Annotated in this window: 11 protein-coding genes and 1 tRNA gene; 4 read left to right on the top strand and 8 right to left on the bottom strand. The window is 42.8% G+C overall.

Translation table 11 applies throughout. From position 1 onward, the window contains the following. Position 1: 1 nt before the first annotated feature. The 4 genes from clpX to ACILP5_RS01075 all read right to left on the bottom strand — a co-directional run bounded on the left by clpX (position 2) and on the right by ACILP5_RS01075 (position 3573). The gene (gene clpX, locus ACILP5_RS01090) at positions 2 to 1246 is read right to left on the bottom strand and encodes an ATP-dependent Clp protease ATP-binding subunit ClpX (protein ID WP_395616799.1); all 1245 of its coding nucleotides are present in this window, start codon (positions 1244 to 1246) and stop codon (positions 2 to 4) included. After that, entirely contained in the window at positions 1246 to 1953 is a 708-nt protein-coding gene (locus tag ACILP5_RS01085; RefSeq protein ID WP_395616798.1) for a ClpP family protease, read from the bottom strand. Before ACILP5_RS01085 ends, clpX begins: the two co-directional genes overlap by 1 nt. 124 nt (positions 1954 to 2077) lie before the next feature. Next, entirely contained in the window at positions 2078 to 3418 is a 1341-nt protein-coding gene (locus ACILP5_RS01080; protein ID WP_395616797.1) for a trigger factor, read from the bottom strand. 70 nt (positions 3419 to 3488) lie between these two features. Beyond that, positions 3489 to 3573 (bottom strand) — tRNA-Leu (locus tag ACILP5_RS01075). Between the two features lie 186 nt (positions 3574 to 3759). Between ACILP5_RS01075 and ACILP5_RS01070 the strand changes: the two genes are divergently transcribed. Beyond that, positions 3760 to 5421, top strand: coding sequence for a sodium:solute symporter (locus tag ACILP5_RS01070; RefSeq protein ID WP_395616796.1), 1662 nt, complete (start codon positions 3760 to 3762; stop codon positions 5419 to 5421). Here the strand turns inward: ACILP5_RS01070 and ACILP5_RS01065 are convergent. Both ACILP5_RS01065 and ACILP5_RS01060 read right to left on the bottom strand, forming a co-directional pair. Beyond that, on the bottom strand, positions 5378 to 5956 hold the full coding sequence (locus ACILP5_RS01065; RefSeq protein ID WP_395616795.1) for a peptidylprolyl isomerase: 579 nt from the start codon (positions 5954 to 5956) through the stop codon (positions 5378 to 5380). The two genes, ACILP5_RS01070 and ACILP5_RS01065, sit on opposite strands and share 44 nt — an antisense overlap. Positions 5957 to 6003: 47 nt before the next feature. Then, positions 6004 to 7212: an MFS transporter gene (locus ACILP5_RS01060; RefSeq protein WP_395616794.1), complete on the bottom strand. Its 1209-nt coding sequence runs from the start codon at positions 7210 to 7212 to the stop codon at positions 6004 to 6006. Positions 7213 to 7483: 271 nt separating this feature from the next. On the opposite strand from ACILP5_RS01060, the gene ACILP5_RS01055 reads away from it, so the two are divergent. From ACILP5_RS01055 to ACILP5_RS01045, 3 genes are read left to right on the top strand one after another with little or no spacing between them, the layout of a single operon-like run. Further along, positions 7484 to 8623, top strand: a complete 1140-nt coding sequence (locus tag ACILP5_RS01055; RefSeq protein WP_395616848.1) for a Gfo/Idh/MocA family protein — start codon at positions 7484 to 7486, stop codon at positions 8621 to 8623. Between the two features lie 6 nt (positions 8624 to 8629). Then, entirely contained in the window at positions 8630 to 9775 is a 1146-nt protein-coding gene (locus tag ACILP5_RS01050; protein ID WP_395616793.1) for a Gfo/Idh/MocA family protein, read from the top strand. 13 nt (positions 9776 to 9788) lie between these two features. Next, on the top strand, positions 9789 to 10841 hold the full coding sequence (locus ACILP5_RS01045; RefSeq protein WP_395616792.1) for a sugar phosphate isomerase/epimerase family protein: 1053 nt from the start codon (positions 9789 to 9791) through the stop codon (positions 10839 to 10841). A gap of 58 nt (positions 10842 to 10899) precedes the next feature. Here the strand turns inward: ACILP5_RS01045 and ACILP5_RS01040 are convergent, their stop codons facing one another. After that, positions 10900 to 12408 (bottom strand): phosphatase PAP2 family protein, encoded by a 1509-nt coding sequence (locus ACILP5_RS01040; protein WP_395616791.1) that lies wholly within the window; start codon positions 12406 to 12408, stop codon positions 10900 to 10902. Between the two features lies 1 nt (position 12409). Beyond that, positions 12410 to 13294, bottom strand: a complete 885-nt coding sequence (locus ACILP5_RS01035) for a hypothetical protein (protein WP_395616790.1) — start codon at positions 13292 to 13294, stop codon at positions 12410 to 12412. Positions 13295 to 13319: the final 25 nt, after the last annotated feature.

Below are 13319 nucleotides of genomic sequence, written 5' to 3'. Positions count from 1 at the left end.
ATTAAGCGACTACTTTCATTTGATGGAATACCGTACGTTCGAACTTAGATTTGGCATAATTAACATCCACCTCAAATTTCTTCATTCCCGTTTGAGAAGGAATTTCATACATGGCATCTATCATCACAGCTTCCATGATTGAACGTAAACCACGCGCGCCTAATTTAAATTGCATCGCTTGTTCTACCATGTACACGAGTGCATCGTGTTGGAAAGTTAACGAAACCCCTTCCATCTCGAAAAGCTTCTCGTATTGCTTCACAAGCGCATTTTTAGGCTCCGTTAAAATCGATAACATAGCCGTAGTATCCAATGGATTTAAATACGTCACGACAGGTAAACGACCTAATAATTCAGGAATCAAGCCAAATGACTTCAGATCCTGTGCCGTTACATACTTCATAATTTGGTCCTTCTCGAATGACTCGTGGAAGGTATCATCTCCTGAGAATCCAATCGGACGAGAATTCAAGCGCTTCGCAATGTGGCGATCGATGCCATCAAATGCACCACCGCAAATAAACAAGATATTCTCCGTGTTCACGGCGATCATCTTTTGGTCTGGATGCTTGCGACCTCCTTGAGGTGGTACGTTCACAATCGAACCTTCTAGTAATTTCAATAAAGCCTGCTGTACTCCTTCGCCAGACACATCACGTGTGATGGATGGATTATCTGATTTACGGGCGATTTTGTCAATTTCATCAATGAAAACGATGCCACATTCCGCCTTCTCCACGTCATAATTCGCCGCTTGAAGTAAACGTGTTAAAATCGTTTCCACATCTTCACCTACATAACCTGCCTCCGTAATTACGGTGGCATCCGCGATGCAGAAAGGGACTTGTAATTTTTGGGCTAAAGTCCTGGCCAAATACGTTTTTCCTGTACCGGTTTCCCCTACCATCAAGATATTAGACTTTTCAATCTTGACATCGTCATTCGAAGGAGCCTGCATTAAACGCTTGTAGTGGTTATAGACTGCAACAGACAAATGCTTTTTAGCTTCTTCTTGACCGATGATATAGCCATCTAAATATTCTTTCAAATCCTTCGGCTTCACTAATTCAAAGGAATGTTTCGTACCCGCTTTCGCTTGAGCCGCTACACCCATCTCCTCTTTGACTACCTCGTATCCCTGTTGCAAGCAGTTATTGCAAATGTGGCCATCAATGCCAGAAAGCAATAAACCTACCTCGTTTTTAGGACGACCGCAGAAAGAACAACTCTTTTTTTTACTAGCCACTAGACAGTTCTCGTTAAAATCTCATCAATTAAACCATATTCCTTCGCCTCTGCCGCCTTCATCCAATAATCGCGATCTGAATCACGTTCGATGTCTTCGAATGATTTACCCGAGTGCTTCGCTAAGATTTCATATAATTCTTGGCGAATTTTCACGATTTCACGTGCGGTGATCTCGATGTCACGTGATTGACCTTGTGCCCCACCGGAAGGTTGGTGAATCATCACACGGGCATGCTCTAAAGCCGAACGCTTTCCAGCTGCACCACCGGCTAATAAAACGGCTCCCATCGAAGCTGCGAGCGAAGTACAAACAGTCGCAACCTCTGGACGGATATAATTCATCGTATCGTAGATGCCTAAACCAGCATAAACAGATCCACCGGGGCTATTGATATACATAACGATATCTTTCTTAGCATCTGTAGACTCCATGAACAATAATTGAGCTACGATGATATTCGCCATGTAATCATCTACCGGAACACCCATGAAGATGATGCGATCCATGATTAAACGAGAAAATACATCAATTTGAGCGAAACGCATCGGGCGTTCCTCAATGATGTATTGTGTCATATCGTCGATTTGGGGCACCGGGCGACTGCCGATGTTATTCATATATTGATCAACTGCAAGACCGTTCAAACCTCTGTGGTGAACCGCATACTTGCGAAATTCTTCTGATGATAATTCCTTTGGGTACATAGATTTCAATGTTTAAGAATCAAATTTCTACTTTTAATAGGTAGAACACAAATATACAAACCTTTGTTCACAGAAAACCCCGCAATATGCGGGGCTTCCAAAAAATAGCAGGACAATTTTAAAATTAAAGCGCCGCAGCGATTTCTTTAAACTTGTCTACATCGATTTTCGTCACCTTGTGAGGAACGTTTGCCACGATCGCCGCTGAAACTTTATCAGCGAAAGCTTGATTGTATAAGTTCATGAAGTTATCAGACTTCGATTTATCGCTCAAGTAACCCATCGCGATTTTCTCGATCATTTCTTCAATACCTGGCTCGTTAGACGATAAATAACCGCCAAATTGTGCACGTACCATATCTTTTGCCTTCTCCACTACCTCTGGGTATTCCACTTTCACGTCGAATTTCTCAGCGATTTCATTCTTGATCAAGTTCCAACGCATGTCTTTCTTCACATTATCAAAGTCTTGATCAATTTGCTCTGGAGTAAATTTGCCTTCGTTGATACGAATCAACCAAGTGCGTAAGAATGTCTCTGGCAAGTCGATTTTAACAGCGTCTAAAATGGCTTTCTCTGCATCGATACGTAATAGGTATTCAGCCTCACGCTTGTAGTTTTCTGTTACAATTGTTTCTACCTCCGCGCGGAATGACTTCTCATCTGTCGCTTTACCAGCACCTAAAACCTTATCAAAAAACGCAACGTTCAATTCTGAAGGAACTTGACGTGTAATATCTTCCACTACGAATGAAACCTCTCCTTTCAAATCAGCCACTTCGTCTTCTTTCTTTCCTGTCGCTAAAGCTAAAGCCTTCGCATCTACGAATACTTTATCGATCGCGAATTTCAAAGTATCGTCTTTCTTTGCTCCGATGAATACTTTCTTCGACTTATCGTTGATCGCGTGCATGGGGATAGCCGATTTCTCTACCCACTCCCCTTGCGTAAAAGTTCCGAAAACTAAATCACGGTCTTCTACTGAATCTGGGTGTGTTTGATCGCCAAATTGCTTCTTCAAGTTCTCAATCGTCTCTTCGATTTCCTTCTTGTCTGCTTTAATTTCGTAAGAAGCGATAGCTTTGATTTTGGTCAAATCTACTGTAAAATCTCCGTGGAAACCTAAATCATAATGGAACGTAAATTCTGTATCTTTTTCCCAGTCGATTGCATCTGCCTCTTCAACAGCTGGCAAAGGCTCTCCTACTAGATTCAATTTGTTTTCTTTGATATAATCAGAAACCGCATGACCTAATAAGTGGTTAATCTCGTCTACTAAAGCAGATTGACCATATAATTTCTTCACAAGCGCAGCTGGAACCATTCCCGGACGGAATCCTTTGATGGAAGCTTTTTTGCGGTAATCTTTCAATTTAGCCTCTACTTTGTCCGCATAGTCTGCTGGTGAAACTGCCACGGTCAAACGACCTTCTAAATCTCCTGCCTTGTTAAGTGAAATGTTCATTTGTGATTATTTATAATTAGCTTTTAAAATAAAACCCTCAAAACCTTTTTTGGTGTTGAGGGCTTGCCATTGGTACGGGTGAAGGGACTCGAACCCCCATGCCTCGCGGCGCCAGATCCTAAGTCTGGTATGTCTACCAATTCCACCACACCCGCGTAATTTGGAGTGCAAAGGTAGTCAGCAATTTTAAAAATTCAAAAGCTTTTAAATATAAATATTGGATTAACTTTGGGCAAAAATAATCCTCCTATGAAATTCAGTCGCTGGTATATTGCACTCTTGGCTTTCCTTATCGGAGTTATTGCGACATTCATTTACTTAACTGAAACCTTCAAATAGTAATGCAGGCACTCGATTGGATCGTTTTATTGGGCACGATTGGTGGAATTGTGGCGTATGGCAGCTGGAAAGGGAAGCAAACGAAGCATTCGTTGCAAGGATTTCTCTTAGCGGATCGGAAACTCCCCTGGTACCACATTTTACTTTCAGTGATGGCCACGCAGGCTTCTGCGATTACTTTTTTATCCGTTCCAGGTCAGGCTTACCACGATGGCATGCGCTTCGTGCAATTTTATTTAGGTCTACCCATCGCGATGATTATCCTTTCGGTGACCTTTATTCCACATTATTTCTCCTTAAAAGTATATACAGCCTACGAATTTTTAGAGAATCGCTTTGATGCCAAAACTCGGGTGCTCACCTCCCTCCTTTTCTTAATTCCGCGTGCCTTATCCACCGGAGTCACCATCGCCGCGCCTTCCATTATTCTTTCCACTTTGTTAGGCTGGGATTTGACTTGGACGAACGCCATTACTGCGGCTATCGTAACTGCCTATTGTATGTTAGGTGGCTCAAAAGCCATCTCCTACACCCAAATGCTGCAAATGGTCGTGGTTTTAGTCGGCATGGTTTTCGTCGGATTTTATATCGTTTCACAGCTTCCAGACGAAATTGGAGTAAAAGAATCCTTGCAGATTGCGGGCAAGATGGGCAAAGTGAACTTGATTGATTGGAAATTCGATTTGAATAACCGCTACAATATTTGGTCTGGAATCATTGGAGGATTCTTTTTGCAGCTTTCCTATTTTGGTACAGACCAAAGTCAGGTAGGCCGCTACCTTTCCGGCGTTTCTGCTGGAGAGATCAAGAAAGGATTGCTCATGAATGGTTTCCTAAAGATTCCTATGCAGTTCTTCATCTTGCTGGTCGGAATATTAGTTTTCACGTATTATCAGTTTAATGCCCCTCCTACCTTCTTTAATAAGAATACGGAGGCCGTTTGGTCTACAGTGCCGGGTCATCAGGCCATCGATCAAGAGAAAGGCGCCATTTTCGAGGCAAAGAAATCAGCTATTTTACAGAAAGATTACGCACGCCTAGACGAATTGAATAAGCAAGCTTCAGCCACTCAGGAAAAAGCGGTAGGTCTATTGAAATCTGTTAAACCTGACACGGAGGCGCAAGACACGAACTATATCTTCTTGCATTATATCATCAACCAATTACCTATAGGGATCGTGGGCTTTCTGATCGCGATGATTTTGTTATCGTCGATGGGTTCGATGGCATCCGCTTTTGGATCCTTGACTTCCACTTCGATGGTGGATATTTATGAACGATTTATCGCTCCTGACCGAGGTAACCAGCACTATTGGTGGATTTCAAAACTCATTACTTTGGGCTGGGGGGTACTTTGTTTAGTCGTCGCCCAATTTGCGGTGAACATGGGCAGCTTGATTGAAGTTGTGAATATTTTAGGTTCCTGGTTTTATGGCACTATTTTAGGCGTCTTTTTATGTGCCTTTTATTTGCCTAGAACGACGGGAACACAGGTTTTTACGGCGGCACTGATTGCAGAAGCTTTTGTAATTTATGCTTGGAAGGTGGAATGGATGGCCTTTCTTTGGCTAAACGTGTTAGGCTGCCTATTAGTGATGGCGATCGCCCTTCTATTAAGTCTTATTTCTGGTCCAAAACAGACATCGAAAACTTCACCGGAATAACGGGTTTCTCGTCAAAGGAACGTTCTTTTTTGATGGAATCGACGACGGCCATTCCTTTAGTCACTTTACCAAAAACTACGTATTTTCGGTAAAAACGAGCTGCTTGTTCTGTATCTGTCACGATGAAAAATTCTGTAGGCGAAGAGGACTGCAAAGGGTTCCCTTCGTCATATCGTGCCATCGCAATCGTGCCTCGAACGGGACGCAGTTCCTCCAAATATTCAGCAGGCACTAAGTAATTCAGGCGATCAAAATACTCACCCCCACCTTGAATCCCGATTTCATATACATTGCGATAGAAGTAGCGATCCTCGAAATAACCCATCTTCACTAACCGAATAAAGTTCACCGTATGCAAAGGCGTTCGATCATCTAACTCGAGTTCGAAATCCCCTAACCTCGTTTCCACTACTATTTTACGCTCCGTATGTTGTCCCGCCTGGGCCTGCAATTCTTCCTTTACTTTGGCAGGATCAATTCGCCAATTAGGCTTGCAAGACGCGAACAAGAAGGAAATTAAAATCAGATAACGCATAAAAAAAGGGGGCCTTTCGAGCCCCCTAAATTAATTAAATTTCTAGATTAAGCCTGAGCTGCTTTCTTTCCAAAGAAATAAAGACCCGCAAAAGCCACGATTAAGATCGCTGGGAATAACAACATATTAGATAGTGTTGCCTGCCCTGCAGCTAAATCAGCCACGTCGCCTACCAAACCTTGACCTACAGCCACTGCTTTGTTTTTATCAATCCATCCACCGATAATTGGCTGGAACATAGAAGACGAAAACATACCAATTCCCCCCATAATAGATAGACCTAAAGCACCTGTTTTAGGCATTGCCTCAGCCACATATCCTAACATGTTTGGCCAGAAATAACAAATACCTAACGCGTAGATGAAGGCTGCGAAGTACAAGGTAGAACCTGACATGGTGCTCATCATGTATAAACCTGCCAATGCAAAAATGGCTGAGCCTAATAACACACCCACCGTATTGATTTTAGCAATAATGGATCCAGCAAAATAACGACCCACGGCCATCAATCCTGTCACCAAGGCTAAAATTAACATGGGGCTAGCACCTGCTTTCGCTAAAATAGGGCCTACCCATTGCTGAGGGCCAAATTCTGAGATAGCTGTTAAAGCCATACAAGCCGCCATAAATAAATACAATGGATTTAGCATAGCCTTGAAGCTATCCATCGTCGAACTTGCATCCGCCTTAGGCTTAGGGAAAGCTTGGCCGGAGAACAAGATAGCATAAATGACTGTCGGTAAGATAATAACCCAAACTTGTGTTTGCCAAGCCATTCCTGCATCCGTCATGAACTTTGAGATTAAAGAACCTACCACAATTCCACCTGGGAACCACATGTGAAAACGATTCAGCTTACTACTCATCTCGTTTCCTGTGTAGGCATCAGCAATCATTGGATTACAAGCCGCTTCCGTACAACCGTTTCCTAATCCAATTAAAAGAGTAGAAATCAACAACGTATTGTAGTCCACCGCATAAATAGTCAATAAAATACCTGCGGCGTGTGCTACTAAGGCAATTTGCATGATCAATTTTGGTCCAACTGACGTATAAAATACACCTCCTAAAATCATGGAAATTGGAAAGCCTAGAAACCACATTTGGTTGATATAACCTAGTTGCTCGTTAGTTAAAGATAATTCCGTTCCTAACTGAGGTAAAATACCTGCCCGAATGCTAAAAGAAAAGGCCGTGGTGATGAGGGCAAAACAGGACGCCAAAAATAAACGGTTGGCATTAACAGTTTGATTCATAATTGTTTGAGGTTTAGATTAATTAATTATTTTGGTTATTCTTTAAAAAATTAAATTCTTCATTGGAAAAATCGTAACAAAAAAACAAAAAGTTTTTCGGATAATGATATCTAGGGGCATTTATTTTTACAATTATGTCAAAAAAAGAGGGATTTAGAGGCTATAAAACCAAATTTTGCTCTATTTTTGTAACCTATCTAAATCTATAATACTTATGATCCAAGGAGGTTCTGCTACACAGGCAAAATCACGCCAAAGTAGGAAAATCAGAATGGGAATGATCGGTGGAAGTCAAGAGGCTTTTATCGGTGCAGTTCACCGTCGCGGTTCCCAATTAGACGGAGAAATCGAATTAGTTTGCGGCGCGTTTAGTTCTAGCGCAGAAAAATCAAAAGCCACAGGTGAAGCTCTTTATCTTCCAGAAAACCGCGTTTACGGTTCGTACGAGGAGATGATCTTAAAGGAAAAAGAATTACCAGAAGGTGAGCGCATGGATTTCGTTTCCATTGTTACACCGAATCACGTGCATTTCCCGGCGGCTAAAATGGCGCTAGAAAATGGATTCCATGTGGTTTGCGACAAGCCAGCGACTTTGAATCTCGCTGAGGCAAAAGAACTAAAGAAAATCATCGATAAATCTGGCTTGATTTTCGCTTTAACTCACAACTATACGGCCTATCCGATGGTCAAAGAGGCGAAGCACTTAGTAGACTCAGGTCAATTAGGTGATATTCGCAAGATCATCGTGGAATATCCTCAAGGTTGGTTGATCGACTTAGTGGAAGCAACGGGCCAAAAGCAAGCGGCTTGGAGAACAGATCCAGCGAGATGTGGTGCCGCAGGAGCCATCGGCGACATCGGAACGCACTGCGAAAATTTAATCGAATACATTACTGGATTACATATTAAAGAGCTTTGCGCTGATCTTACAATCTTCGTGGAGGGGCGTCAATTAGATGACGATGGTAATATCTTAATCCATTATAATAATGGGGCCAAAGGTATTTTACATTGCTCTCAAATCTGCAACGGAGAAGAGAACGACTTCAACTTCCGTATCTATGGAAGCAAGGCTGGTATTACGTGGCACCAAATGGAGCCGAATACGATGGTGTTTAGGACGCGCGACGAAGGAGCGCGGATTATTCGTACGGCCGTAGGCCAGCTATCTCCGGCAGCGAATGCGCATACACGGCAGCCAGCGGGTCACCCAGAAGGCTACGTGGAAACTTTTGCTAACATCTACCGCAATTTTGCTTTTGCCTTAAGAGCGAAATGGGAAGGCAAAGCGCAAGATCCTTTATATGATTTCCCAGGCATTGACGAAGGAATTATGGGCATGGCCTTCATCGAAAATGTGGTGAGATCAGCCCAAGACAATACGAATAAGTGGACAAAATTTGAACTATAATAAACCATGACTAAAATCAAAGTTGGAATCGTAGGAACCGGTTTTATCGGGCCCGCTCATATCGAGGCATTGCGCCGTTTACCTAATATTGATGTTGCTGCGCTTTGCGAAGTGACAATCGAACTAGCTGAGGCGAAAGCAAAGCAATTAGGAATTAGTCGCTGGTATACCTTTGAGGACCTTTTAAAACAAGACGATATTCAGTGCGTGCACATTTGCACACCTAACTTTCTTCACTATTCACAGTCCAAGGCAGCCTTATTGGCTGGGAAGCACGTGGTGTGTGAGAAGCCTTTGGCAAAGGATTTACACGAGGCGGAGGAATTAGTTGAATTAGCAGCGAAGACAGGTTTAGTGAACGCGGTTCACTTTAACTTACGCTACTATCCTTTAGTGCGTCAAATGAAGACGATGCGCGAGAAAGGTGATTTAGGAGAAATCTATTCCATCATCGGTAGCTATTTACAAGATTGGTTATTCTACAATACAGATTATAACTGGCGTTTAGAGCCGGACAAATCAGGTGATTCACGCGCTATCGCCGATATCGGATCTCACTTATTAGACGTCATAGAATACATCACAGGGTTAAAAACAGTCGAAGTGATGGCTGATTTTAATACCGTTCACAAGGTACGTAAGAAGCCATTGAAGCCAGTAGAGACATATTCAGGCAAAATGTTACAACCAGAAGATTATGCGGATGTGCCTATTAATACGGAAGATCACGCGAACGTATTATTACGTTTTGACAACGGAAACCGCGGTTGCGTGACCGTATCTCAGGTTTCAGCGGGTCGTAAGAACCAATTGAAATTAGAAATTTCTGGTTCGAACAAGACTTTTGCCTTTAACTCAGAATCCCCTAACGAAATGTGGATTGGTAACCGTGATCAAGCTAACCAAGTGTTAATGCGCGATCCATCTCTAGCTTATCCTGAAGCAACCGCGTTAATGACTTTCCCAGGAGGTCACAATGAAGGATTCTCTGATACATCGAAACAATTATTCAAGGAAGTGTACGCAGCTGTAGAAGCTGGTAAGCAACCTGAAAACCCGAAATACCCCACTTTTGCAGACGGATACCGTGAATTATTAATTTGCGAGCGCATTTTAGATTCGACGCGTTCACAAAAATGGGTTAAAATCTAAACCTCAATTATATATGAAAACGATCAAAGGACCAGCGATATTTTTGGCACAATTTATGGGCGATGAAGCCCCATTCAATTCCTTAGATAGCATCACGACTTGGGTAGCCTCTTTAGGTTACAAAGGTGTGCAAATCCCTTCGTGGGATTCACGTTGCATCGACCTGCAAAAAGCTGCAGAGTCCAAGACTTATTGCGATGAAATCGTAGGGATGTTAGCTGCCAAAGGCTTACAAATCACTGAATTATCAACCCACCTTCAAGGTCAATTAGTCGCGGTTAACCCGGCCTATGACCTAGGATTCGATGCTTTTGCCCCAGATTCCGTAAAAGGAAATCCAAAGGCGCGTACCGAATGGGCGATCCAACAATTAAAATACGCAGCGAAAGCTTCTCAAAACTTAGGTTTAAACGCCCACGCAACGTTCTCCGGTGCCTTAATGTGGCACACAGTGTATCCTTGGCCACAACGTCCAGCTGGATTAGTGGAGCAAGGTTTTAAAGAATTAGGTCGCCGTTGGTTACCGATTTTGAATACCTTCGATGAGTGTGGCGTGGATGTATGCTACGAGATTCACCCAGGTGAAGATTTACACGATGGCGTGACATTCGAAATGTTCTTAGACGAAGTTAAAGGCCACAAGCGCGCGAATCTATTGTATGATCCATCGCACTTTGTTTTACAGGCTTTGGACTACAAACAATACATCGACTTCTACCACGAGCGCATCAAGATGTTCCACGTAAAAGACGCCGAATTCAACCCAACGGGAAAACAAGGCGTTTATGGTGGCTACCAATCTTGGATCAACCGTGCCGGACGTTTCCGCTCTTTAGGCGACGGACAAGTCGATTTCAAAAGCATCTTCTCTAAATTAACCCAATACGGATACGACGGATGGGCGGTATTAGAATGGGAATGCTGCATCAAAGATCCCGTTCAGGGAGCTACGGAGGGTGCGCCGTTCATCGCGAGCCACATCATCAAAGCAACCGAGAAGGTATTTGATGATTTCGCAGGAACCGGAGCTGATGAAGAGTTCAATAAAAAGATCTTAGGTCTGTAATAAAAAAGCCCCTTATCCACGAGAATAAGGGGCTTATTTATTTGTTTTTTACACTGACTTACTGCGCACCATCTGCGTTCGCTTTTTGGACGGCATACGTTCCTATTACTTTTCCATGCTTTCCACCCATTGTACAATCTACCCGGAAATGTATCAATCCATAAACACGGGATTCAGAGGCCTCCTGGGCATATTTATTAAATACATTCGATTTTTCAGGAAAAAACGCAGCTAATACCGTGGAAGCTGCAAACGAGAAGGTCGAATGTCCAGAAGTATAACCAGGGAAATTAGGTAATCCTACAGACGTCTTTAAGTCAAACTGCTGAGGACGAGGACTATAATAGAAATATTTTGTCTCCCAACAAGCAATACCCGCATCCATTAAGGCGGTTCCAACGTAGGCCAGCATGCGCGCCATGCGAACCTCCGAATATTTCGCATCCACACCTGCCTGACAGGCATATCGGTGCCAATGGCCTGGTGGTGTATAGGAACCAGGGCCATCTGCCCAATAATTAGCAATAGCAGCTTGTTGGCGAGTTTGGCTTTTATTAATCGCTTGTAGTTCGGCTAAATCAGCCTTAAATTCCGGAGAGCCTGGTAAATAAGGTATAGCTGGGCGAATCGATTCTAAAGTAGCCCTATCAAAATTCCAAGTTTTCACAGCACCATAATTAGGTAACATAGGAGGACGAGGAGGTAATTCTTGACTTTCCCAAAGTTTTGTTACCCCTATCGATTTAGCATGTGCAATTAAATCAGGAACAATCGCCTGATTATTTGAAGCGCTCATTCCGTCTGCTTTCGCTCTTGCCATTACCTTCGTTGCAACAGCCGCACCTAAATTTGCACCAGCAATCACATCTGAATTTACATTCGTTTTCGCCCAAATAGGTATATTCTTAGCTTCCGCTAATTTAGCCGCTAAAAAAGGACCCTCCCCTGGGAACATTGCTAACAAAATCACATAACTCGCCTGTGCCACCACCGCATCTTCAGATGGGTAGGATGGTAATGTAGAGGTAGGCAATAAAGGCTTGATTGTCGCATCTAGCACATAAGGCGCCGGGCGATTATACTGGTATTTGTACTTCCAAGCACTAACAAGCGCATCATATTGCGCCACAGACAAATAAGCTAAAGCTCTTGCGGTATAGGGCGGATTAGCAAAAGGAAATTTAGGGTCTGCCAAAGGATCTGCTGGATTAGGTACCGGATAAATACCGGCTGCATTTGCTGCAGGAGGCAAATTATAGCGCGCGGCTAATTCCCTTGCAATTTCATTCCAACGTAACACTGAGCCAGCTCCCCAGTACTGAACCGCCGCCTTCTGAGTCGATGTAATTCCCAGTGCTTTCACCGAATCCACTTCTTTCTTATAGGCTGCATCTGAATTTAATGCTGGCACAGCTACTTCCGTAGGACTTGTTAAAATAAAAGTCTTCCAATTTCCGGCCGTCTCGTCTACTTTTGCTGGAGTATATGGCTCAATAACTGATTCTAAGACAGATTTATCGCATGACCACATCGTGATCAAGACCAATAAACTAAATATATATTTCATGCTAATTAATTTTAAATTGATACAATACCCCTACTGAAATAGAGGTGCTTTGACCTACGTTTTGGCCATCAAAAACATAAGCAACTCGCGCGTTGACACCGATCTTCTTAGGCTGGTATTTACCGTAAATACCCACGGTAGTCATCGTCATATCATTTGTCAAAAAAGGCATGTCATTACGACGGATAGCATCCCCCTTGATACAAGAAAAATGTTCTGCAAATAATTCGAGTTGGTTATCCTTTTTCAAATAGCCAAAGCGAAAGGCGGCATCAAAGGCATCTGGTACAGATACATGACTGGTTTGATACAATTTAGAACCCATTAAATAGGCATCACGATCCGCTTTCACCTTACTTCTGGCCTGATAGGCAATAGACGTATTCACATATAAATGTGTAGGTAAAGCATATGAAATCATTCCTCGCACCAGAGCTGTTTTAGTCCCTAGGCCAATTGACATAGGCATAAAATCAGGCACATAATTCGTGACAGGAGAGCTTAGTCCCACAACCGCATGTGCAGTTATGCCCTTAAATGCCTTGCTTTTTACTTTGACAAAAACCGAGGCATCTTGAAAACCTTGCTGACCCATCAAGTTACCCTGACTAGCATTCGTTTTTACATAGGGAACCATCGCGATTACATTGATATCACGCGTGATACCGTAAGCTATCATCGCCGTTGTGGATTCCGTACTTAAACGACCTATATTCGGATTATCCCGCTTTAGGTTATTTTCCCAGTAATTTGTCCAGGAGCTATGGCCATAAATTAAGGCGCCACAGGCTAACTTTTTGTTCATATAGATCGCGTCATGAGGCATTTGAGCCTTTAATTCGACGAAACCTAGTAAACAAAATAAAAGAGTAATACACTTTTTCATTTGCTTAATTTTTTAAAATACATGA

Source organism: Aquirufa sp. (assembly GCF_044239315.1).
In the GTDB taxonomy this organism is placed as follows: domain Bacteria; phylum Bacteroidota; class Bacteroidia; order Cytophagales; family Spirosomataceae; genus Aquirufa.
Note: the sequence above shows the minus strand (reverse complement) of the source record. Positions and strands in the feature narration are given on the sequence as shown.